This is a genomic window from Herbaspirillum sp., assembly GCF_035644555.1.
GTDB lineage: Bacteria > Pseudomonadota > Gammaproteobacteria > Burkholderiales > Burkholderiaceae_D > Herbaspirillum.
The window spans coordinates 40655-63756 of sequence record NZ_DASQOH010000079.1 but is presented as its reverse complement, the minus strand read 5'-3'; the positions used below and the strand labels follow the sequence as shown (position 1 = coordinate 63756).

The 23102-nt window shown below is 64.9% G+C and carries 24 protein-coding genes; 8 read left to right on the top strand and 16 right to left on the bottom strand.

All coding sequences use genetic code 11. From position 1 onward, the window contains the following. Positions 1–50 precede the first annotated feature (50 nt). Positions 51–314 carry a hypothetical protein gene (locus VE092_RS22350; RefSeq protein ID WP_324880105.1) on the top strand — a complete coding sequence of 88 codons (264 nt, stop codon included), beginning with the start codon at positions 51–53 and terminating at the stop codon, positions 312–314. Positions 315–466: 152 nt separating this feature from the next. Here the strand turns inward: VE092_RS22350 and VE092_RS22345 are convergent, their stop codons facing one another. Beyond that, positions 467–730 carry a hypothetical protein gene (locus tag VE092_RS22345; protein WP_324880104.1) on the bottom strand — a complete coding sequence of 88 codons (264 nt, stop codon included), beginning with the start codon at positions 728–730 and terminating at the stop codon, positions 467–469. Next, positions 730–1503, bottom strand: a complete 774-nt coding sequence (locus VE092_RS22340) for a sulfite exporter TauE/SafE family protein (RefSeq protein WP_324880103.1) — start codon at positions 1501–1503, stop codon at positions 730–732. Before VE092_RS22340 ends, VE092_RS22345 begins: the two co-directional genes overlap by 1 nt. A 162-nt stretch (positions 1504–1665) precedes the next feature. Here VE092_RS22340 and VE092_RS22335 point away from each other — a divergent pair, with 162 nt between their 5' ends. After that, positions 1666–2559, top strand: coding sequence for a LysR substrate-binding domain-containing protein (locus tag VE092_RS22335; protein ID WP_324880102.1), 894 nt, complete (start codon positions 1666–1668; stop codon positions 2557–2559). A 25-nt stretch (positions 2560–2584) separates the two neighbouring features. Here VE092_RS22335 and pgeF read toward each other — a convergent pair whose 3' ends face one another. Beyond that, complete coding sequence (gene pgeF, locus VE092_RS22330) at positions 2585–3331, bottom strand: peptidoglycan editing factor PgeF (RefSeq protein ID WP_324880101.1); 747 nt, start codon at positions 3329–3331, stop codon at positions 2585–2587. Positions 3332–3352: 21 nt separating this feature from the next. Next, a complete protein-coding gene (locus VE092_RS22325; RefSeq protein WP_324880100.1) occupies positions 3353–4471 on the bottom strand; it encodes an RluA family pseudouridine synthase in 1119 nt (372 codons plus the stop codon). A gap of 113 nt (positions 4472–4584) precedes the next feature. On the opposite strand from VE092_RS22325, the gene VE092_RS22320 reads away from it, so the two are divergent. Next, positions 4585–5385, top strand: coding sequence for an outer membrane protein assembly factor BamD (locus tag VE092_RS22320; RefSeq protein ID WP_324880099.1), 801 nt, complete (start codon positions 4585–4587; stop codon positions 5383–5385). Positions 5386–5514: 129 nt separating this feature from the next. On the opposite strand, the gene yaaA is transcribed toward VE092_RS22320, so the two are convergent. Both yaaA and VE092_RS22310 read right to left on the bottom strand, forming a co-directional pair. Continuing rightward, entirely contained in the window at positions 5515–6291 is a 777-nt protein-coding gene (yaaA, locus tag VE092_RS22315; protein WP_324880098.1) for a peroxide stress protein YaaA, read from the bottom strand. Next, complete coding sequence (locus VE092_RS22310) at positions 6285–6437, bottom strand: hypothetical protein (RefSeq protein WP_324880097.1); 153 nt, start codon at positions 6435–6437, stop codon at positions 6285–6287. The genes yaaA and VE092_RS22310 overlap by 7 nt, the downstream gene beginning before the upstream one ends. A gap of 97 nt (positions 6438–6534) precedes the next feature. Between VE092_RS22310 and VE092_RS22305 the strand changes: the two genes are divergently transcribed. The 5 genes from VE092_RS22305 to VE092_RS22285 all read left to right on the top strand — a co-directional run bounded on the left by VE092_RS22305 (position 6535) and on the right by VE092_RS22285 (position 11329). Continuing rightward, complete coding sequence (locus tag VE092_RS22305; protein ID WP_324880096.1) at positions 6535–8292, top strand: methyl-accepting chemotaxis protein; 1758 nt, start codon at positions 6535–6537, stop codon at positions 8290–8292. A gap of 220 nt (positions 8293–8512) precedes the next feature. Continuing rightward, positions 8513–8797: a hypothetical protein gene (locus VE092_RS22300; RefSeq protein WP_324880095.1), complete on the top strand. Its 285-nt coding sequence runs from the start codon at positions 8513–8515 to the stop codon at positions 8795–8797. 12 nt (positions 8798–8809) lie between these two features. Then, on the top strand, positions 8810–9325 hold the full coding sequence (locus VE092_RS22295) for a putative toxin-antitoxin system toxin component, PIN family (RefSeq protein WP_324880094.1): 516 nt from the start codon (positions 8810–8812) through the stop codon (positions 9323–9325). Positions 9326–9388: 63 nt separating this feature from the next. After that, positions 9389–10546: a pyridoxal phosphate-dependent aminotransferase gene (locus VE092_RS22290; protein WP_324880093.1), complete on the top strand. Its 1158-nt coding sequence runs from the start codon at positions 9389–9391 to the stop codon at positions 10544–10546. A 90-nt stretch (positions 10547–10636) separates the two neighbouring features. Continuing rightward, positions 10637–11329, top strand: coding sequence for a glutathione binding-like protein (locus VE092_RS22285; protein ID WP_324880092.1), 693 nt, complete (start codon positions 10637–10639; stop codon positions 11327–11329). An 18-nt stretch (positions 11330–11347) separates the two neighbouring features. On the opposite strand, the gene VE092_RS22280 is transcribed toward VE092_RS22285, so the two are convergent. The 10 genes from VE092_RS22280 to VE092_RS22235 form a co-directional block, all read right to left on the bottom strand. After that, a complete protein-coding gene (locus VE092_RS22280; RefSeq protein WP_324880091.1) occupies positions 11348–13228 on the bottom strand; it encodes a diguanylate cyclase in 1881 nt (626 codons plus the stop codon). A 231-nt stretch (positions 13229–13459) separates the two neighbouring features. Continuing rightward, positions 13460–13915 carry a MaoC family dehydratase gene (locus tag VE092_RS22275; protein ID WP_324880090.1) on the bottom strand — a complete coding sequence of 152 codons (456 nt, stop codon included), beginning with the start codon at positions 13913–13915 and terminating at the stop codon, positions 13460–13462. A gap of 52 nt (positions 13916–13967) precedes the next feature. Beyond that, positions 13968–15008 carry a diguanylate cyclase gene (locus VE092_RS22270; RefSeq protein WP_324880089.1) on the bottom strand — a complete coding sequence of 347 codons (1041 nt, stop codon included), beginning with the start codon at positions 15006–15008 and terminating at the stop codon, positions 13968–13970. A gap of 19 nt (positions 15009–15027) precedes the next feature. Continuing rightward, positions 15028–16050: a chemotaxis response regulator protein-glutamate methylesterase gene (locus VE092_RS22265; protein WP_324880088.1), complete on the bottom strand. Its 1023-nt coding sequence runs from the start codon at positions 16048–16050 to the stop codon at positions 15028–15030. Beyond that, positions 16047–18398 carry a hybrid sensor histidine kinase/response regulator gene (locus VE092_RS22260; RefSeq protein WP_324880087.1) on the bottom strand — a complete coding sequence of 784 codons (2352 nt, stop codon included), beginning with the start codon at positions 18396–18398 and terminating at the stop codon, positions 16047–16049. The genes VE092_RS22265 and VE092_RS22260 overlap by 4 nt, the downstream gene beginning before the upstream one ends. Next, the gene (locus VE092_RS22255; RefSeq protein WP_324880086.1) at positions 18395–19126 is read right to left on the bottom strand and encodes a chemotaxis protein CheW; all 732 of its coding nucleotides are present in this window, start codon (positions 19124–19126) and stop codon (positions 18395–18397) included. Before VE092_RS22255 ends, VE092_RS22260 begins: the two co-directional genes overlap by 4 nt. Continuing rightward, positions 19119–20402 (bottom strand): CheR family methyltransferase, encoded by a 1284-nt coding sequence (locus VE092_RS22250; protein WP_324880085.1) that lies wholly within the window; start codon positions 20400–20402, stop codon positions 19119–19121. Before VE092_RS22250 ends, VE092_RS22255 begins: the two co-directional genes overlap by 8 nt. Beyond that, positions 20399–20866 (bottom strand): chemotaxis protein CheW, encoded by a 468-nt coding sequence (locus tag VE092_RS22245; RefSeq protein WP_324880084.1) that lies wholly within the window; start codon positions 20864–20866, stop codon positions 20399–20401. The genes VE092_RS22250 and VE092_RS22245 overlap by 4 nt, the downstream gene beginning before the upstream one ends. Positions 20867–20889: 23 nt before the next feature. Further along, a complete protein-coding gene (locus VE092_RS22240; protein WP_324880083.1) occupies positions 20890–22515 on the bottom strand; it encodes a methyl-accepting chemotaxis protein in 1626 nt (541 codons plus the stop codon). A gap of 209 nt (positions 22516–22724) precedes the next feature. Continuing rightward, complete coding sequence (locus VE092_RS22235; protein WP_324880082.1) at positions 22725–23087, bottom strand: hypothetical protein; 363 nt, start codon at positions 23085–23087, stop codon at positions 22725–22727. Positions 23088–23102 lie beyond the last annotated feature (15 nt).

Below are 23102 nucleotides of genomic sequence, written 5' to 3'. Positions count from 1 at the left end.
TCTGCAATTTTCGCGTATCTTTACGGTTTGTCTCGAAGCGCCATCTCACCATGTATATCGTCGCTATCGCATGGCTCTACGTCGTCTTCATGATGTCGGTCACCGAACAGTCGGCGATCGCTGGCGTCGCCACTTTCCTGCTGTACGGGATAATTCCCCTGACCGTTGTTTTATACCTGATGGGTACGCCGCAACGCAAGCGGAATCGTCAAAACATGAAGAAATTGACAGCTGCCCGCAAGGAAGACAGGGAAGATGACAGTTCCATGAAACGCGAGCTACGCATCGATGAAGAAGAACCGCGCAGTCATTGAGAGCGGCCTTCAGCCCATCCGCATGCAGCGTCCAAAAACTTAGAAACCGCCATCCACGCGCACCATCATCGTGAAGCGCGGAGCCACATCGCAGACCAGTTTGCGCACTGCATCATGCACTCTGGCCCGCATGAAAATCTCATTCCTGCCGCTCAGCGGCGCGGTGTCCGGCGCAGCCTGATCGAGCGGTAACGCGGTTTGAGCACGGCAAGCATGTCGCGCAGCACGGTCGAGCCGCGCCAGGGTGGCGAGACATAGGCCATACGTAACTGCAGCCCCTCCCTGTCACGTAACTGACAATCAAGCATGGCGATCATGCAGCCATCCAGCCAGGCATAGACATGCACTTCGTCAGGCTGCCGTTGGCGCGGCCCCTCGATCTGCCAGCCGCGATCCATGAAAGAGGACGGCCTCATCACCACCACGCCGTGATCTGCCAGGCCAGGTGCAGCCCCAGCAGCAACAGGCCGAAGAAGAAGGCACGACGGAAGGTGATGGCGCGCACCCGGGCCCGCACCCGTGTGCCGATGGCCATGCCCAGCAATGCCGGCACCAGCACCAGCACCGATGCCCAGCCTACGCCTGCGCTGAAGGCACCACCCTGCCCCAGGTTCACCGCCAGCGCCAGCGTGGAGACCGTAAACGACAGGCCCAGCGCCTGGATCAGCTGGTCGCGCTGCAAGCCCAGCGCCTGCAGGTAGGGAACGGCGGGGATCACGAACACGCCGGTGGCGGCCGTCACCAATCCAGTCAGCAGGCCCACTACCGGCGACCACCAGCGCTCCCGTTCCGGCCGTACACGGGGCGTCCACGCCGCCAGCCCGGCGATGGCATACAGCATCAGCGCCAGGCCCAGCACGACGATGGCATGACGACCACCATCGGCGCCCATGAAGCCGCTGCCGGCCAGGGTCCCCAGCACGATACCCGCCAGCATGGCCCACAGGCGCCGTGCCAGCGCCAGGAAAGCGCCACCGGTGGCCAGTTGCCAGCCATTGGTGACCATCGACGGCACGATCAGCAAGGCGGCCGCCTGCACCGGCGGCATCACCAGGCTCAGCAGCCCCACCGCCACGGTCGGCAGGCCCAGGCCGATGACGCCCTTGACGAAACCGGCCAGCAGGAATACCGCCAGACTCGCGGTCAGGACAGTGGCATTCATGTCGATAAAGGAAAACAGGCTGGGCATGGCGGGCGACGGGAAAAATGACGGAAGGGATGTGATCCGGGCTGCAAGGGATACCAGTCTGCCAGTCCAGACACGGACTGGAAATGTGGAATACACTTAGGCAGCCTTCGGTCCAGCCGAAGGCAGAATGCCTTGCCCTCCGCCCCCGACCTCCGAGCCGCCATGAGCAACCGATTCGAACTCTCCGACCTGCGCCTGTTCCTGCACGTGGTGGAAAGCGGCAGCATCACCGCCGGCGCCAGCCGCGCCCACATGGCCCTGGCCTCGGCCAGCGCACGCATCCGCAACATGGAAGATGCCCTGGGAACGGCACTGCTGGAGCGTGGCCGACGCGGCGTACAGACCACCGATGCCGGACGCGCCTTGGCGCATCACGCGCGCATGATGGCGCAGCAGATGGAACAGCTGCGCGACGAACTGGGCCAGTACGCGCACGGCCTCAAGGGCCATATCCGGCTCCTGTGCAATACCTCCGCCATGACGGAATTCCTGCCGGAAGTGCTGGCGCGCTTCCTGGCCAGGCATCCGCACACCGATATCGAACTGGAAGAAAAACTGAGCTATGAAGTGGTGCAGGCGGTGGTGGATGGCGTGGCCGATGTGGGCATCATCGCCGATTCCACCGACAGTGGTCCGCTGCAGACCTTTCCCTTCCGCCAGGACCATCTGGTGGCGGTGCTCTCGAAGAAGCACCCCCTGGCGCGGCGCAAGTCGCTGGCCTTCAGCGAACTTCTGGGGGAGGATTTCGTCGGCCTGTCCGGCGACAGCGCGTTGCAGCAACACCTGTCGGGCCACGCCACACGCGCCGGCAGGCGGCTGCAATACCGGGTGAGGCTGCGCAGCTTCGAGGGCATCTGCCGCATGGTCGAGCATCAGGTGGGCGTGGCGGTGATGCCGGAAACGGCCGCCATGACCAGTGCCGGTCACATGGAGATCCGCGCCATCCCGCTCGCCGACGGCTGGAGCCGCCGCCAGCTGCTGATCTGCGTGCGCGGCCTGGAAGGCATGCCGGGTCACACGCGCGAACTGATCCAGGCCTTGCAGCGCCATCCCTGACGCCACGCACCCCGGCTTGGCCGGTCTACTTGAGCCAGATCAGCGAAGCCATGCGACCGGTAGTCCTGTCGCGCCGGTAGGAATAGAAGCGATGATCCGCCACCGTGCACAGGCCGCCACCACTGACATCGTGCACACCGACCGCGGCCAGGCGTTGCCGTGCCAGCTGGTAGATATCGGCCAGGTACTTGCCGGGACGGCCGGGATAGGCGCGAAACGCGGCGTCGGCCTCGGCCTGCCGCGTCACGAAGGCTTCGCGCACCTCGCCGCCGACCTCGAAACGATCGGGGCCGATGGCCGGACCCAGCCAGGCCAGGAGATCGACCGCGCCGCGCTCGCGCATGGCGGCCACCGTGCGCTCCAGCACACCGGCTGCCAACCCGCGCCAGCCGGCGTGTGCCGCGCCGACCACGCTGCCGGCCCGGTCGCAGAACAGCACCGGCAGGCAATCGGCAGTCATCATCACGCACACGGCCCCAGGCGTGGTACTGATGCAGGCATCGGCCTCCGGCTCGGCCGGGAGGGCCGCGGCATCCAGCACCGTCACCCCGTGCACCTGGCTCAGCCAGGCCGGCTCCTGGGGCAACACACGGCGCAGCAGCGCACGGTTGCGCGCCACCAGCAGCGGGTCATCGGCCACGTGCGCACCCAGGTTCAGGCCGCCACCGCCCTGCCCGTCGTCATAGGGAACGGGACTGTAGCCGCCGGCGCGCAAGGTGGTCAGCGCGCCGATGGCGGCCGGTGCCGGCCAATCGGGAATCAGCAGTTCCATGCGGGACCCCGTGCGCTCGGATCAATAGTCATCGTCGTCATCATCGTAGTCGCCGGCCACCGGATCGGGCTGCTCATCCATCTCGGGAATCACCGCCAGGGCCGGATCGATGCCAGCACGCTGCAACAGCGCCGCCAGATCGGCCGGCAACGGAGCCGCCCACTGGCGGAACTTGCCGCTGCCCGGATGCACCAGCCCCAGGCGTCCGGCCAGCAGGGCCTGGCGCGGGAAGATCGAGGCCAGGTGCTGCTTGCCGTACAACGCATCGCCCACCAGCGCAAAGCCCAGTGACTGCAGGTGTACCCGGATCTGGTGGGTGCGACCGGTTTCCAGACGGCAATGCACCAGACTCACCGGCTTGCGGTCGATCTCGCCGGTCGCCAGGCGCCGGTAGTGGGTCACCGCCGGCTTGGCGCGCATGCTCTGCGAGACCGCCATCTTGATGCGGTCGCGCGGATGTCGCGCCATCGGCGCATCGATGGTGCCGGACAATTGCGGCAGGCCCCACACCAGGGCCAGATACTGGCGCTTCATGCTGCGCGCCTGCAACTGGCGCACCAGATCGGTCTGGGCCGCCAGGGTCTTGGCGACTACCATCAGGCCGCTGGTCTCCTTGTCCAGCCGGTGCACGATGCCGGCGCGCGGCACCGCGGCCAGCGCCGGGCAATGGTGCAGCAGGCCGTTGAGCAGCGTGCCGCTCCAGTTGCCGGCGGCCGGGTGCACCACGAGGCCGGCCGGCTTGTCGAGGACGATGATGGACTTGTCTTCGTGCAGGATGTCCAACGCCATGGCTTCAGGCGCATAGGGCTGCTCGGAGGGCACCGATTGCGGTGCCACCGCCACCAGCTCATCGCCCAGCATGGTCATCTTGCCCTTGGCCGGGGCGCCATCGACGGTCACGTGACCGTCTTCTATCCACTGCTGGATGCGGCTGCGCGAGAATTCGGGCATCAGGCCGGACAGGACCTTGTCCAGTCGCTGGCCGACGACCTCGTCATCCAGGCGGAAAGTCAGGGGCTCCAGGCCGGAGGCGTTTTCGTCGGCGGCTTGCTCGCCGTCATCGAAATCGTCCTCCAGCGGGAGGTCGGTCTTTACAGGCACATCGCCATTTGTAATCGGAAGGGGTTTCTTACGTGACATCAGCTATAATCGCCGGATCGGGTTGATTGTATTTCGGGTATCGATGCAGCCGGCTCGGTAAGGCGCACAGCGCCATGCACAACTGATAAGTCCCAGACAAGCACACAAGAGTCATGCACAAAATCTTATTGAAGTTCTTCATCATCGGTTTTGCCCTCTCGCTCACCGCCTGCGGCCTCTTGCCGGAACAAAAGGACGAGACGGTCGGCTGGTCTGCCTCGAAATTATACTCGGAAGCCAAGGACGAACTGAATGCCGGTGGCTACGAGAAGGCCATCAAGTACTTCGAGAAGCTGGAATCGCGCTACCCCTTCGGTACCTATGCGCAACAGGCGCAGATGGACATCGCCTACGCCTACTACCGCCAGAACGAGCAGGCGCAGGGCCTGGCGGCGGTGGACCGCTTCATCAAGCTGCACCCCAACCATCCCAACGTCGACTACATGTACTACCTGCGTGGCCTGATCAACTTCAATGATCGCACCAGCATCTTCGACACCTTCACCGACCAGGACAACACCGAGCGCGATCCCAAGGCCATGCGTGACGCCTTCGACTCGTTCAAGCTGCTGGCCGAACGTTTCCCGGACAGCAAGTACACCCCGGACGCCATTGCCCGCATGAAATATCTGGTCAATGCCATGTCGCAGTATGACGTCCACGTGGCCAACTACTACTACCGCCGCGGAGCCTACGTCTCGGCCGCCAACCGCGCCCAGGCCGCCATCAAGCAATACCCCGACTCGCCGGCCAACGAAGAGGCGCTGTTCATCCTGATGCGCTCCTATGAAGCCCTGGGGCAGACCAAGCTGAAGGAAGACACCGAACGCGTGATCCAGGCCACCTACCCCAACAGTGCCTGGTACCACGGCGGCCCCAAGCAGAAGTCCAAGCCCTGGTGGAAAGTCTGGTAAGCAGACACCTTCCTGCCCGCGCCGACAAGCCGGGCGGCACCAAGAAAAAACCCTCGCCATGCAGATGGCGAGGGTTTTTTCTTGGCTTTCGTGCAGGTCGCATGCCGGCGCAACACCGGCGGCCGGTGGTCAGCCTTCCAGCCGGCGGCGGAATACCCAGCTGTGCTCGCTGGACGCTTCCGGGGCATAGGCATAGCCTTCCAGATCGAAGGCCTTCAGCTTTTCCGGCTGGCTGAGGTTCTTCTGCGCGGCATAGCGCGCCATCAGGCCACGCGCACGCTTGGCATAGAAGGAAATGATCTTGTACTTGCCGCCCTTCCAGTCCTCGAACACCGGCGAGATCACCTGTGCCTTGAGCAGCTTGGGCTTGACCACCTTGAAATATTCGTCCGAGGCCAGGTTCACCAGCACCGGCGCCTTCTGCGCCGCCAGTTCGGCATTGAGCGCCTCGGTGATCTCGTTACCCCAGAAGGCATAGAGATCCTTGCCGCCCGGATTGGCCAGCTTGGTCCCCATTTCCAGGCGATAGGGCTGCATCAGGTCCAGCGGACGCAACATGCCGTACAGGCCAGAGAGGATGCGCACATGGCCCTGCAGGTAGTCCAGTTGCTTGGCGTTGAGCGAAGCCGCATCCAGGCCTTCGTAGACATCGCCATTGAAGGCCAGCACCGCCTGCTTGGCATTCTTGGTCGAAAACTTGCGCGACCAGCTTGCATAACGGTTCACGTTGAGCACCGACAGCTGATCGGAAATCCCCATCAGGCTGCCTACCTCGGCCGGAGAGAGCTTCTTGAGCAGGTCGATCAGCTCGGCCGAACGCGGTACGAAGGCGGGCGTGGTGTGCAGGTCGGTGGTCGGGGGCGTATCGTAGTCCAGAGACTTGGCGGGAGACAAAACAATCAGCATGAGGCGTTCATCCAATGATCAGGTTGGGACAGGGTGGCCGCCATCATACCGAAAGCGCGCCGCTTGCGCCGCAGGCCCCCGGCCGCCGCTGCCGAAGCGGCAATTTGAAAGGCAAAACAGTGGCTGTTGCCGCTTTGGAGCGACATCAAGGCCTCCTAAACTGCTGCATGGAATCCTGCCGTCCAGGGCCGCCCCATCGCACCGCCGTACTCCACCCCATCATTCCGAGACCGAGGACAGACCATGAAATGGTTCTACGACCTGCGCATCGCCCGTAAGCTGATGCTGACCTTTGCCGCCATCCTGCTGCTGACCGCCGTGCTGGGCGTGTTCTCCATCGTGCAGCTGTCGCGGGTCAACGATGCGTCCACCGAAATCGCCACCAATTCCCTGCCCAGCGTGCGTTATCCGCTGGAAGCCAAGGTGGCGCTGGCGCGCATCCGCTCCGTGCAACTGCAGCACATGCTGGCAGGCAACGAAGGCAGTGTGGAAAGCAATGAAAAGCTCATCGGCGACCTCTTCGGCGAACTCGGCAAGATCCTCGACAAGTACGCGCCGCTGGTCAACTCACCCGATGAAAAGACCAACTTCGACGCCCTCAAGGCCGACCTGGGCATCTTCACCAAGATCCACCAGGACATCGTCGCCCAGATCCGCGCGCAAAAGATCGACGATGCCCGCGAACTCCTGATCAAGCAGGCCACGCCCGTCTATCTGCGCCTGTTCGCCGAGCTCGACAAGGCCGTCAACATCAATGTCGAAGCCAGCGACCAGACCGACCAGGAAGCCCAGACCCGCTATGAAAACTCGCGCATCATGATCGCCTCCCTGCTGGCCGCCTGCATCGGCCTGGGCATGGTGCTGGCGATCTGGGTGGCACGTATCGTCTCGCGTCCGCTGCAGGACGCCATGCACGTGGCAGAGCGGGTGGCCGAGGGCGACCTGACGGTGGAGATCAAACCCGCCGGGGCCGACGAGACCGGCCACCTGATGCGCTCCCTCAAGGCCATGAACGACAGCCTGTTGCGCATCGTCACCCAGGTCCGCGAGGGGACCGACACCATCAACACCGCCTCGCGCGAGATCGCCACCGGCAACCTCGATCTGTCCACCCGTACCGAGCAGCAGGCCAGTTCGCTGGAAGAAACCGCCTCGGCCATGGAAGAGCTGACCTCCACCGTCAAGCAGAACGCCGACAATGCCCGCCAGGCCAACCAGCTGGCGCACTCCGCCTCGGACGTGGCCAGCCAGGGCGGCAGCGTGGTGTCGCAGGTGGTCGATACCATGGGTGCCATCAATGAATCTTCGCGCAAGATCGTGGAAATCATCAGCGTGATCGACGGCATCGCCTTCCAGACCAATATCCTGGCCCTGAATGCCGCGGTGGAAGCGGCTCGCGCCGGCGAGCAGGGGCGCGGCTTCGCCGTGGTGGCCTCGGAAGTGCGTTCGCTGGCGCAGCGATCGGCCGCCGCCGCCAAGGAAATCAAGATGCTCATCGATGATTCGGTGGCCAAGGTCGATACCGGTAGCAAGCTGGTCGAAACCGCCGGCAGCACCATGACCGAAGTGGTGGCCAGCGTGCGCCGCGTGACCGATATCGTGGGCGAGATCACCGCCGCCAGCTCCGAGCAGAGCGATGGCATCGAACAGGTCAACATCGCCATCACCCAGATGGACGAAGTGACCCAACAGAACGCGGCGCTGGTCGAACAGGCCGCTGCGGCTGCCGGCTCCCTGCAGGAACAGGCGACCCGGCTGACCGAACTGGTGAGCGTGTTCAAGCTGAAGCCGGACCTGAGCGGCCATGCTTCCCGCCCCGTCTCTGCCGCGTCCGCCGCCCGGTCGCCGGTCGCTGCCAGGCCACCCCGCCCGGTGCCGGCCGTGGCGGCCGCGCGCGCGCCCACCCCTGCACCCGCCTTGCCGGCGCGCAAACCGGAGCCGGCAGGTTCGCGCAGCAGCAAGGCCGCCCCCGGCAACGACTCGGATTGGGAGCAATTCTGACCGTCTCGCCGGAACAGGCAGAAAACGGCCTCAAGTTCGGCAGTCATCTTGCCGTTGATCAACACAAGTCGGTCGCGCAAACCCGGCACTTCAGCGGCGGTTCGTGGTCCATGTTGATAGCGGCAGCGCCGTGGTGCCGGGCCGGATGGCCCGGCCCGCTTGTATCTTGCATGCGGATGCTGCAGGCCCAACCCCGCCGGTCCACGGCAAGGAGGACGACATGAAACGAGACAAGGCCCTGATGGGCGAAATCCTGAAACAGCTGGCCTCCTTCGGCACGCTCTACGGCGATGTCGAGAAGATCCAGAGCGCCCTGCCCGGCCAGGTTGCGCCCGAAGTCATCCTGCACCACCTGCGCCTGCTGTACGATCGCGGCCTGGCGGCGGTGGACATGCATAATTTCTGGCGCGTCACCGATCAGGGGTATGATGCGCTCGAAGCTGGCGGCGAACTCTTCGGCAAGCAGGAAACGCCCCCGCCCGGCCAGCGTGGCATCGACAACTAGTTCTTCCATTCAATGAGCATTCCGGCAACACTCCCTCTCCCCTCCCCGCTGTCTTCCGATGCTGCCGCCGCCGCCCCCACCGGGCGCCAGCGGCTGGTGCTGGACACCAATGTCTGCCTGGACCTGTTCGTGTTCCGCGACCCGCGCTGGGCGGCCCTGCTGCAGGCGCTCGAAGACGGCAGCGTGGAGGCCTACACCCGCGAGGACTGCCGCAATGAATGGCTGGCGGTGCTGGACTATCCCCACCTGCCGGTCACACCCGAAAACAAACCGGCCATCTGCGCCCAATTCGACCGCCTGCTGCACTGCCTGCCGCTGGGCGAGGTCAATACCTTCGGCCTGCCCCTCTGCACTGACCGCGATGACCAGAAATTCCTGGAACTGGCCCTGCAATGCCGCGCCCACGTGCTGGTAAGCAAGGACAAGGCCGTGCTCAAGCTGGGCAAGCGCACGCTCAAGCGCGGCATGTTCGCCATTGTGCAGCCCCAGCACTGGACACCGGATGCCTTCCTTGCCGCACCCGCCTGAATCGCGGAGCGAATGCGGCTAGAATATCGGGCTTGCGATCATCACAAGAACGAGCCCGCTGCAATGAGCACCCCCACTATCGTCACCAAGCTGCCCAAGGTCGGCACCACCATCTTCACCGTCATGTCCGCACTGGCCTCCGAAAAGGGCGCAGTCAACCTGGGACAAGGCTTCCCCGACTTCCATTGCGACCCGACACTAGTCAATGCGGTCACCCAGGCCATGCAGGAAGGCCTGAACCAGTACCCGCCCATGGCGGGTGTGCTGCCACTGCGCGAAGCCATCGCCGACAAGGTCGAACAGCTCTACGGCCATCGTTATGATCCGGTCTCCGAGATCACCGTCACCGCCGGTGCCACCCAGGGCATCCTGACCTCGGTACTGTGCGCGGTGCATGCCGGCGATGAAGTCATCGTCATCGAACCGGTCTACGACTGCTATGTGCCGGCCATCGAACTGGCCGGCGGTGTACCGGTGTTCGTGCAGATGGAAGTGGGCGCGGCCGGCTACAGCATCCCCTGGGACAAGGTCAAGGCCGCAGTCACCTCCAAGACCCGCATGATCATGGTCAACACGCCCCACAACCCGACCGGCAGTGTCATGCGCGCCGCCGACGTGGCGGCTCTGGCCGATATCGTGCGCGGCACCGACATCCTGATCCTCTCCGACGAAGTCTACGAGCACATGGTCTACGACGGCCAGCCGCATGAGTCGCTGGCGCGTCACCCTGAACTGGCCGAGCGCAGCTTCATCAATTCCAGCTTCGGCAAGACCTACCACGTCACCGGCTGGAAGGTCGGCTACGTGGCCGCACCGGCCGCCCTCACGGCCGAATTCCGCAAGGTGCACCAGTTCAACGTGTTCACCGTCAATACCCCGGTGCAATACGGGCTGGCGGCCTACATGAAGGACCCGGCGCCCTACCTGGACCTGCCGGCCTTCTACCAGAAGAAGCGCGACCTGTTCCGCGCCGGCCTGGCCGCGACCCGCTTCGAACTGCTGCCCTCGCAAGGCACCTATTTCCAGTGCGTGAAGTACGGCGCCATCTCCGACCTGCCCGAAGCAGAGTTCTGCAAGTGGCTCACCACCGAGATCGGCGTGGCCGCCATCCCGGTCTCGGCCTTCTACAACACGCCACGCGAGTCCGGCATCGTGCGCTTCTGCTTCGCCAAGAAGGACGAGACGCTGCAACTGGCACTGGATCGCCTGACCAGGCTGTAAATCCTTTATATCGTTTATATCGTATCGTCATTTCCGCCAAGCCAGGCTCTGACTCACCCGAGAATCATCCGACACCTAACGAGGACATCCATGATCGACGTATACAGCTGGGCCACCCCCAACGGCCACAAGGTCCACATCATGCTGGAAGAATGCGGCCTGCCCTACACTGCCCACGCCATCGATATCGGCGCCGGCGACCAGTTCACGCCCGAGTTCCTGAAGATCTCGCCCAACAACAAGATCCCCGCCATCGTTGATCCCGATGGCCCGGATGGCCAGCCGATCTCGCTGTTCGAATCGGGTGCCATCCTGATCTACCTGGCCGGCAAGACCGGTCGCTTCCTTGGCGAAACCGCGCGCGAAAAGTATGAAGTGCTGCAGTGGGTGATGTTCCAGATGGGTGGCCTGGGGCCGATGCTGGGGCAGGCGCACCACTTCCGACTGTATGCGCCGGAACAGATCGAATACGCCGTCAATCGCTACACCAATGAAGCACGTCGCCTGTATCAGGTGATGGACAAGCAACTGGGTCAGCATGCCTACCTGGCAGGCGAGCAGTACACCATTGCCGATATCGCCTGCTTCCCCTGGACCCGTTCGCACAAGAACCAGGGCATCGACCTGGCGGACTTCCCCAACGTCAAGCGCTGGTTCGATGCCATCAGCGCCCGTCCGGCCGTACAGCGCGGCGTGACCGTGCTGGCCGACAAGCGCAAGCCGCTGCAGGATGACAAGGCTAAGGAACTGCTGTTCGGCAGCAGCCAGTACCAGAAACGCTGATCTGACCCTGCGGCCTGCTCAGCCGTTGCGGCCGCAGGCCACGGGCGCGAACTCGAAACGGTTGCGCCCTCTTTCCTTGGCCCGATACAGGGCATCGTCGCTGGCGCGCAGCACCTGCTCCTGACCGGCGCTGTCGGCCTGCATCAGGGCGATACCGATTGACAGCGTCACCTCCACCTCACGCCCTTCATGCCGCAGCGGCTGGCTGGCGAAGCAGGACTGCAGACGCGCCGCGAACTCGGCTGCCGCCTGCAGGTCCACGCCCGCCAGGATCACCGCAAATTCTTCCCCGCCCAGCCGGCCGGCGGCATCGGTCTTGCGCAACTGACTGCGCAGCACCTCCGCGAAACGCTTGAGCACCTGATCACCCACCGCATGTCCCAGGCTGTCGTTGATGCGCTTGAAATGATCCAGGTCGCACATCAGCACCGCTGCCGTGCCGGCGATACCGCGCTGGATACGGCTGTATTCCTCCTGCAGGCGCTGCATGAAATGACGGCGGTTGGGTAATTGCGTCAGGTAGTCGGTCAGGGCGAATTCCTGCAGTTCCAGCTCGATGGCCTTGCTCTGGCTGATGTCGCTGATGAAGCCATGCCACAGGATGGTGCCATCGGCCAGCCGGCGCGGCCGCGCCTGGCCGCGCAGCCAGCGCACGCACTGGCCCGGTGGCATGACCCGGAACTCCAGTACCCAGTGCGAGGCCCCGGCCAGCACCGCCTGGCGCGCTGCTTCGTAGAGCGGCATGTCTTCCGGATGGATCACGCTCTTGATCACCGCCGGCGACTCCAGCAGCTGCTGCGGCGTGAGGCCATAGGTCTCGCGCGCACCTTCGCTGACATAGGTGAAATAGCCGCGCCCGTCGGGCGGCACCTTGAACTGAAACACCATCCCGGGAATCTCGTGGGTCAGGTAATTCAGCATGCGGCTGCTCTTGGCCAGCTTTTCGGTGAGACTCTTGATCTCGGTAATGTCGGTGGTGGTACCGATCATGCGCAGCGCATTGCCCTGGGCATCGCGCGCCACTACCTTGCCGCGACTGCAGATCCACTTGTAGCTGCCATCACGGCAGCGGATGCGATGCTCGACCTGGTAACTGTCGGAGCGCGATTCGAAGTGCTGGCGCACGGTCTCCTGCACATAAGGCAGATCGTCCGGATGGATGCGCTGGTAGGCATCTTCCAGGTGACTGGAGAGTTCCCATTCCTCATAGCCGAGGATGGCTTTCCAGCCGCGCGAATAATACATCTCGCCGGTCACGGCATTGCGGTCCCAGATGCCGGTACCACTACCTTCGATGGCCAGGGCCATGCGTTCGTCGGCCACCCCGGGCGGCTCGCTCTTGACCCGCGCATGGACCGGCACCAGTGAGCGCTCGATGGCCAGCATGGCCATCGAGACCGCCGCTCCGACACTGTCGCGATAGGTTTGCTGACGCTGCAGCTCGTCGTCGTCGCTACCCTCCAGGCTGCTGCAGACCACCAGGATGCCGGCCACGTCACCGGCAAAGGAACGCAGCGGCAGCATCTCCCGCAGGCTCAGACCGTGCTGCTCTCCCAGTGCGGTAAAGCCGCTCCAGAACTGGGGCGTATCGGGGTCGTCCACTTCCAGCGCCGTGACCTCGTCCAGGAAGGCCGGCGACATGCGCGGCGCCGCCCCCACGCGCATGCGGCGCGCCTGGGCATCGAACAGGAAGATCGCCAATGCGCGCTGCGGATGGCAGCCGGAAAAGCCGCGGGCAATGCGGTCGAGCAGCTGGTCCAGCGGCGCGCCACGGGCGATGTAGGAGAGCGTGAGATTGTTGAAGGCGAGCGCCTTCCGTGCAAAGTCGCAATCGTGGTCGTGGTGGTGCTCGGCGGCAACGGCGGCCGCATCCATTCTTGGCGTTGGTTCTGACATCATGGGAAACATCTTCGGCAATGACATGGCGCTTGGACCGCCGGCCGCTGTGGCGACCCTGCGGAATCGCCGTATCGGTTCTTCACCTTAGCACCATACGCGAGCAAGTGGCACGGAAATCGGCCCTGCCCCGCCCATGCGATGCGCCAAGGCGACAAATGAAGTGAGCTTCTGCGAGAAAGAATGCAGCCCCGTACCAAAGGCGAGTGCTGCCGGGTGGCCCTGAACGCCCGCTCAGTAGCGCCGTACCAGGAATTCGGCCACGCACACGGGCTTGTCCGCACCTTCGCATTCCACTGTCACCAGCCAGGTCAGCTGCACCCCGCCGGCCACTTCCTCGACCGCCTGCAGCGCGATGATGCCGCGCACCCGGCGCCCTACCGGCAACGGCGCCGGGAAGCGTACCCGGTTCAGACCGTAGTTGAGCAGCATGCGTACATCCGGTCCCATTCCGATGGACTCAGACAGCATGCGCGGCAGCAAGGCCAGCGTCAGGAAGCCATGCGCCACCGTGCCGCCATATGGCAATTCGCGCGCCGCGCGCTGAACGTCGACGTGAATCCATTGATGATCGCCGGTGGCTTCGGCGAAACGATCCACCTGTTCCTGTGTAACCGTCATCCATGCACTGGTGGCCACTTCCTGGCCAGCCAGCGACTTCAGTTCTTCCAGGCTGGCGATGGTACGCATGCTGGCATTCTCCCTTGTTGTCCTCTGCGGATGCCGCGGCACGGCGCCCGGCTCACCCGTCCTGCCACACCACGCGGTTGCGGCCCTGCTGCTTGGCCTTGTAGAGACGGCGATCAGCCATCTCGATCAACTCGCTGATGTCCTGCTCCTGGTCCGGCACCACGCAGGCCGCGCCGACGCTGACGGTGAGCCAGGAACTCACATTGGAGCGGGCATGCGCCACTTGGTTCGCCTCGACCAGCTGGCATACCTTGTGGGCGATGGTCTGCGCCCCGGCCAGCGGCGTACGCGGCAGGATCATGGCGAATTCCTCGCCGCCGAAACGCGCCGACAGATCGGCCGGCCGCTGGATGCTGTTGTCCAGGATCTGCGCCACCCGCCGCAGGACCGCATCGCCGGCCACGTGGCCGTAGGTGTCGTTGAACAGCTTGAAGAAATCGACATCGATCAGCAGCAGCGACAGGTCCAGCCCGTCACGCCGCGCGCGCCGCCATTCGGCACCGAGGTAGTCATCGAAATAACGGCGGTTGGCGATACCGGTGAGACCATCGGTATTGGTCAGGCGCTGCAGCTCGAAATTGGTCTTCTGCAACTGCTGCTGACTCTCGCGCAGAGCGCGATAGGCGGCGTCACGCTGCAGCAGGTTGATGTAGGAGCGCGAGTGGTAACGCAGCCGCGCCACCAGTTCGATCACGTCCGGCAGCTTGACCATGTAGTCGTTGGCACCGCCGGCAAAGGCATCGCGCTTGATCTCCGGATCGTCGCGCGAGGACAGCACGATGATCGGCACATTGGCCAGGATCGCACTGGACCGGTACTGGCGCACCAACGTCATGCCATCCACACCGGGCATCACCAGGTCTTGCAGGATCACCGTCGGGCGAGTCTTTTCGGCCACCGCCAGCGCTTCTTCGGCACGGGTGCAGAAATGGAAATCGATATGCTCTTCCTTGAGCAGGGCGCGCCTGATCGCCTCGCCCACCATGGCCTGGTCATCGACCAGCAGCACCATGATCTTGTAGTCGTCGGTGGGCAGCGCTGGATTGCCCGGCTGGTTGCCGGGTTGGTTGTCGGTAGAGTGCACCGAGCTCATTTTCTCTTCCTTCTATTCGTCATGCTGACGCTACGATGGCTTGCAGCCGCGCTGCGATGCCGGTCACGGGTAACACCTCTACGGCGGCATTGAGGGCCACAGCCGCCTTGGGCATGCCATATACCGCGCAGCTTTTCTGGTCCTGGGCGATGGTGTGATGGCCGCTGTCGCGCAAAGCCTTCAGGCCAGCAGCGCCGTCGCGCCCCATGCCAGTGAGCAATACGCCGGTGGCCTTGCCTTGCCAGTGCCGGACGATGCTGTGGAAAAAACTGTCGACCGAAGGCCGGTAGACATCCGCCGGCGCGCCCTCGACATAGGCCAGGCGGCTGCCCTCCTTGAATACCAGATGGCGGTTGCTGCCGGCCAGCAGGACTTCACCGCGCCGCGGCAGGTCCCCTTCCCCGGCCAGCCGCACCCGCAGCAGCGACTGCTGCTGCAGCCATTGCGCCATGCCCGGCGCGAAGCCGGCATCGATGTGCTGCACGATCACGATGCTGGCGCCGAACTCGCGCGGCAACTGACCGAGCAAGGTGGCCAGCGCCGCCGGGCCGCCGGCCGAGGCCCCCACCGCCACCAGCGGCGCCAGGTCTTCGAAGGACACCGGCGGCAGCGGGCGCAGTCCGGGCCGCACCGGTGCGGCCACCTCCTCGGGGCTTAGGCGACCGAGGTTGTCGATCTTTTCGATCAGGGCAGCTGCGTCCCGTTTGCCGGCCGCACCGATGAGCGCCGGCGTCTGGGTGGCGTCGAGCGCGCCATAGCCCAGCGCCTCATAGATCTTGGCGGCACTGGTATCCATGTCGGACGTGACCACCAGAATGGGACAGGGCGTGTCCTGCATGATGCGGCGGGTGGCTTCCACGCCATCCACCTTGGGCATGAGCAAATCCATCAGCACCACATCCGGCAATTGCCAGGCACACATCTGCACCGCCTGCTCGCCGTCGCGGGCGATCCAGATCAGCTCATGCCGGCCGCTCTCGGCGATCACCCGGCGCAGCACTTCCACCATCATGGGAGTATCGTTGACGATCCCGATCTTCACGATGTCGCCTCTCCAATCAAATCCGTGACGGCCTGCAGCAGGCTCTCGTCGTGGAAACTGCTCTTGGTGAAATAATGATCGGCGCCGGCCTCCAGGCCGCGCTGCCGGTCTTCCTCACGATCCTTGTAGGACACGATCATCACCGGCAGCGACTGCAGCTGTGGTGCGCTGCGGATCAGGCTGACCAGTTCGATGCCATCCATGCGCGGCATGTCGATGTCGGTGATGACCAGGTCGAAGGCTTCGGCACGTACCGCGTTCCAGCCATCCATGCCATCCACCGCCACCGTGACCTGATAGCCGCGATTGGCCAGCAGCTTGCGCTCCAGCTCGCGCACGGTGAGCGAATCGTCCACCACCAGCACCTTCTTGCGCGTGGCCACGGCAGCCTGGGCGGCCTCGTCCTGGTCCACCGTCTGCAGGCGCCCGGAGGAGGTCAGCTTCTGCACCGTGCGCAGCATGTCGGCCACATCCAGAATCAGCAGTGGCGCCCCATCCTCCATCAGCGCCCCGGCCAGTACGTCGGGAATCTTGCCCAGACGCGCATCCAGCGGCTGTACCACCAGCATGCGCTCGCCCAGGAAGGCATCCACCGCCACCCCATAGCTGTGTTCCTGCTCACCGATGACCACCACGCACACGCTGCCATCCCGGGCCCGCCACTGGCCCTTCTGCAGCACCTGGTGGGCGCTGACCAGACCGATCTGGCGGCCGCCATGGCTGAAGTGCTGGTAGCCCTCCAGCGTCTGCAGGGCCTCGGCAGGCAGGCGCAGCGTCCGATTGACGTACGCCAGCGGGAATGCGTAAGGTTCACCGGCGATTTCCACCAGCAGGCTGCGGATCACCGACAAGGTCAGCGGCAGCTGCATCAGGAAGCGGCTGCCCTGGCCCGGCCGGGTGGTGATACGGATGGTGCCGCGCACCTGCTTGAGCATGTCGGCCACCACGTCCAGCCCTACGCCGCGTCCGGAAATCTCGGTCACCGTCTCGCGCAGGGTGAAGCTGGGCAGCAGCAGGAATTCCAACAGCTCGGCCTCGGACAGGCGCGCTGCGGTCTCCTGGTTGGACAGACCGCGCGCCACCACCGCCCGGCGCAGTTGCTCCAGATCGATGCCGGCGCCATCGTCAACCACTTCGATGAGCAGCATGCCGGCGCTGTGCCGGGCTTCCAGCCGCACCACGCCCTGTTCCGGCTTGCCGGCAGCGCGGCGGGTGGCGGCGTCTTCGACACCGTGATCCACGGCATTGCGCAACAGGTGGCCGATCGGGGCTTCCAGCTTTTCCAGGATATCGCGGTCGATCTGGGTCGCGCTGCCGCCGATGTCCAGCCGCACCGACTTGCCCAGGGCATGGCCGACATCGCGCACCATGCGCGCGAAACCGCCGGTGCCGTCGGCGAAGGGCCGCATGCGGCAGGCCAGGGCTTCGTCATAGAGTCGCTGGGACAGATTGACCGAACGCCGGTCGAAGGCTTCCAGTTCATTCAATTGCTCGCCCAGCAGGTGCTGGTTCTGCTGCATCAGCGTACGCAGCTCGGACAGCGCGGTATGGGCGAACTCATCCAGCTGGGCGGTGGACAGCTTTTGCTGCAACAGGTCCAGCGCCTGCATGGCCTCGCGCTGCACCCGTTTCATGCGCAACATGCTGGCCGAGAATGGCTTGAGCCGGCGCGACTCGACCAGCGACTCGCCGCTCAGGCTCAGCAGATGGTCCAGGCTCTCGGCACTGACTCGCACGGCACGTGCGCCGGTACCCGACAGCCCTGGTGCGGGCGCGACCGGAACAGCTTCAACTGCGACGGCAGCAGGCCGGAGCGGCTCGGCATGCGCCAAGACCTGCGTTGCCAGGCCAGGCTCGCGCTCGGTCGCGGGCACCAGCGCCGGCTCCACGGGCGCCGCCACTGGTGCAGCCGATGGCGCCGGCCAGGGCGCCGCTTCGCCACCGTTCATCACGGTCGGCAAGGCTTGCAGGAAGGCTTGCACCTCGCCGCTGCCGGCATGGTCGGCCCAGGCCTCATCGCCATCAGGCGGGGACGCGATGCGGCCCAGCAGGTCGGCGCCGCGCAGCAGCACGTCGATATGCTTCTTTTCCAGTTGCAGCTTGCCCTGTTGCGCCAGCACGAAACAATCCTCCAGCACGTGGGCCACCTTCACGGCGGTGTCCAGGCCGACGATGCGGGCCGCGCCCTTGAGCGAGTGGCCGGCACGCATGCAGGCCTCCAGGTGTTCGGCCGCGTCCGGCTGCTGCTCCAGCGCCAGCAGGCTGGCGTTGAGCTGGGCGATCTGGCTTTCCGCCTCAAAGCGGAACAGGTCCAGCATGGACATCTGGCTCAGGTCGGGCGTACTCATGTCATGCTCCGGTTGAGTACGTAGAACAGCAGTTCATGGTCCAGCAGGCCGATCTGCTGACCGCGCCACTCCACCATGCCACGGGTGTACTGGATCGCTGCATGGGCCAGCGTGGTCGGCACCGGTGCCAGCGCACCGGTGGCATAGCGGTGCACACCGGCCACCTGCTCCACCGGAAAGACCAGGGTCTGCCCCTCGTACGTGGTCACCAGCAGGGATGGCACGCCGGCGCCGGGCGTCGGTGTGGTCGGCAGATGCAGCAGCTGCGCCAGCGAGACGCAGATGCGCAAGGCGCCACGGATATTGAGTACGCCGCTGATGGCCGGATTGCGCTGATGCGGCAGGCTGTGCACAGCACGGTTCTCGGCCACTTCCTGCACCACGGCGGTGGCGATGGCCAGCCATTCGCCACCGACCCGTACCACCAGGGCAGAAGCCAGGGCGACCGCACTGTGCGGCGGCGGTGCGCTGGCCACTTCGGAATGCATCCACTCCTGCGCCACCTCGGGCGAGGCGGCGATGCGGTCCAGTTGCTGCCGGGCCGCGCTGGCATAGGTCGGGCAATTCAGGCAGCGCAGATGATGCTGCAGCTCCGGACAGCTGCCATCGCCCCGCACCCCGATGCGGTTCCAGCAGTCGTCGATGTGACCGTCCAGGCGCACAGGGTCGGAGCCGGAGCCTGGCCGTGCCGTCTCTTGCATGTCATCCTCGGCCATCGGTTCAGCCATGTGCCCCCTCCCGTGAGGAGTTCAGCCGTTCGGCGCGCAGGCGCATCCGTTCGGCGCCGGCGGCGTCGCCCTGAGCCTGCAGCAAGGCCGCCAGATGCAGCAGCGCCGGCTGGTGTTCGGGGTCCAGATAGAGTGCCTTGCGATAGCAGCGCTGGGCCAGCGCCTGGTCGCCCTCGGCATCATGGATCAGACCCTGCAGATAGAAGGCCGAAGCGCTCGGCCCCTGCTCCTGGAGCGCCTGTTCGCACAAGGCGCCGGCCGGCCCGAACTGGCCCTGGTCGGCCAACTGGCGGGCCCGCTCCAGCAGATCGGCGGCGGGCTGCGCGGGCGTGACGGGCACGGCAGCCGGTGCTGCCGGCCGCGCAGGCGCGGGCCGGCGCACGGGCAGTGCGGCAGAGGCCGGCGATGTGCCGGTCGTCGGTGCGACGCTCCGGTCCAGCAGCTGTGCCGCCCAGGCCGGCGCATGGGTCGCGCGCCGCACTGTGCTGCGCTTGCGAAAACCGAAGGCCAGCGCGATGCCCACCGATTCCATGCGCGGACTCAGCAGGATGCCGCCCTCGGCCGGGCCGACGAAGATCACGGCATGCGGCTTCATCAGGCTTTCCAGCAGGCGCACGACGCGTTGCTGCACGTCGCGCTCGAAATAGATCAGCACATTGCGGCAGAGGATGAAATCGTAAGGCGCCGCATGGCGCAGAAAATCGGGCGCCAGCAGGTTGCCGGCACCGAAGCGCACCTGCTCGCGCAGCGCGGGCTGCAACTGCCACTCCTGGCCGAGTTCTTCAAAATAACGATCGCGAAACGCCAGGTCATGGCCCCGGAAGGAATTGCGGCCATAGACGCCGGCCGCGGCAATCTCCAGCGAGCGGGTGCGGATATCGTAGGCATCGATGACGAACTGTCCCGGCATCACGCCGGCATCGACCAGGGCCATGACCAGCGAATAGGGCTCCTCGCCGGTGGAGCACGGCAGGCTGAGGATGCGCACCGGCAGCGTGGGCTGGGCCGCCAGGCGATCGCGCGCCATGCGCGCCACCGCCAGGATGGCTTCACGGTCGCGGAAGAACCAGGTTTCCGGCACCACCGCCAGTTCGATCAACGCCTGCAGCTCGGCGCCGGAGGTCTGGAGCAGGGAGAGGTACAGGCTGTCGTCACGGATGTCCAGCGCCGTCATGCGCTCGCGCACCACGCGCTCGATCAGGCTGGCACCGACGGTGGCCATGTCCAGGCCCATCGCAGCCTTGAGCTTGTCGGCGATGTGCGTCAGCGTCTTCATGCCGGCTCCGGCGGGTAGAGCAAGGCGCGGGTGGCCGGATCGAGCAGATCCTCGACCTGCACCCGCTGCAACAGGCCGCCCTGGTAAGGCATCACCGGTCCCAGGTAGGGCGCGCCGTCATTGCCGACCGCAGCCGCCTCGAAGCGCCGCGGATCACAGCGCAGGGTCTCGGTGGCCTGCTCCAGGATCAGCCCCAGCAGCCGTCCCGCACCGCCGGCACCGCGGTAATGCACCAGCACCAGGCGGGTGCTGACCCGGGCGGCGGCCGGCTGGCCCAGCGCCAGTCGCGACAGGTCGATCACCGGCACATGGCCATCGCCATGCGGCAGCAGGCCGGCCACCCAGGGCGGGGCACCGGGCAGGCGCTTGCAGGGCGAGAGCGGCAGCACCAGCGCCACCTCGGCGGTGGGCAGGGCATAGCGCTCGGCACCCAGCGAAAACAGCAGGAACAGGGACTGGCTCATGGTCTGGCGATCCGCCTCACGGCTCAGTCCATCACCTTGAAACGCGACACGCCATTGCGCAATTCGTTGGAAACCACATTGAGCTCCTCGATGGCCTGGCTGGATTGCTGCAGCGATTCCACGGTCTGCTGGGCCGCTTCGGACAGCTGCACCAGCGCCTGGTTGATCTGCTCGGCGCTGTTGGCCTGGGCCTGCATGCCTTCGTTGACGATCTGGAAGCGCGGTGCCAGCGCCTGCACCTGGGCGATGATCTGCGACAGCTGACCACCGGCATTCTGCACATCCTGCATGCCGCGCCGCACCTGGTCGGAGAACTTGTCCATGCCCATCACGCCGGCGGCCACGGCCGACTGGATTTCCTTGACCATGACTTCGATATCGTAGGTCGCCACAGCCGTCTGGTCGGCCAGGCGGCGGATTTCGGTGGCCACCACCGAGAAGCCGCGCCCGTGCTCGCCGGCCTTCTCGGCTTCGATGGCGGCGTTCAGCGAGAGCAGGTTGGTCTGGTCGGCGACCTTGGTGATGGTGGTGACGACCTGGTTGATGTTGCCGGCCTTCTCGTTGAGGATGGCCAGCTTGGCGCTGACCGAACCGGCCGCGTCCATCACGTTCTGCATGGTGTCTTCCATGCGGGTCAGGCCGGCCTGGCCATTGCCGGCCAGCGACGAGGTCTGGTCCGACACCACCGAGACTTCGTTCATGGTCCGCACCAGGTCACGCGAAGTGGCATAGATCTCGCGCGAGGTGGCGCCGATCTCGGTGGTGGTAGCGGCGGTCTCGGCGGCGGTGGCCTGCTGCTGGCGGGCGGTGGCGGCGATCTCGGTGACCGAGGTGGCGACCCGCGCCGAAGACTTCTGGGCCTGCGAGACCAGTGCGGTCAGTTCATCGGTCATGCGGTCGAAACCGCTGCCCAGCACACCGAACTCATCCTTGCGGTCCAGCGCGACGCGACGCGAAAAGTCACCCGAACGCATGATGTCGAGGATGCCCATGAGCTTCTGCAACGGCTCGTTGATGGCGCGCATCAGGAAGAAGCCGCATACCAGGGCCACCAGCACGGCCGCCATCAGCGACGTCAGCATGGCGAATTGGGCCGATGTCACGGCATCGTTGATGCGGCTGGCGGCATCATCGGCAATGCCCTTGTTCACTTCCACCATACGCTGGGTGAACTGGTAACCCAGGCGCCACTGCGGACGGATCTGCTCGTTGAACAGCTTGTCGATGGACGGCCGCTGGCTGAAGTCCATCTTCAGCACCTCGGTGACGAGGGCGCGGTATTTCTGGCGGGCCTCCTTGAATTGCTGGAACAGCTTGCGGTCGTCGTCGGCAAAGATGGTCTTTTCGTAGTCTTCCTGCAGACGGTCCAGCCGCTCGCCATTGCGGCGCAGGAGGGCCAGGTTGGCCTGGCGCTCCGTTTCATTGGTGTCGATCTGAGCGATCTGCTGGGTCATCAGCAGATTTTCGTACCAGGCGGCATTGATCATGGTGCTGTAGTACAGCCCAGGAGTGGAATCCTGCCGCAGCGCCGTGGCGCTCTTTTCAATGCGCCCCAGGTTGACGGCCGAAATGCCCGCCATCAAGGCCATCAGCAGCAGGATCAGCCCAAAGCTTCCCAGTATGCGTTGCTTGATCGTCCAGTTCTTCATGCGCAGGCTTTCCCTTCGGTGGAAACGGTCTCCCACCCGGCGTAAGCGGGCGAAAGTGGGAAAACCGCATCATGCTGTCTAGTAATAATTCGAGATTATCATTGAAACGTTTCAATATCACCATTATCCCTTGCTGCCGTCGATTTTGCTTCACTGCAATAAAAACGGCGCCCTGAGGCGCCGTGGAGCAGCTTGGCCACGCCGGGCGTTCAGACCGGCATGGGCTTGTTGTCCTGCAGATCGAGAAAACCCTTGATCAACCGATAGGCCTTCCAGATCCAGGCCAGGGCGAAGACCAGCACCGCCAGCGGGATGCCGATCACGGTCGCCCACAGCACGCCGCCGGCGAACAGCCAGAACAGATACCACCAGAACGAACGGATCTGCCAGCGGTGATGGGTATAAAGGAAGGTATCGCGGACCTCGCCGCGCTTGAGGTAATTGACGATCAGCGGCAGCCACGACAGCATGCCCAGCGAAAACACCAGGCAGGCGGCGTGGGCCAGGTACAGCCACCACACCAGGTCGCGGCCCGATTGCGTTTGCGAATCCAATACCAGTTCCTGGTTCATCGTGTCTCCTGAAGT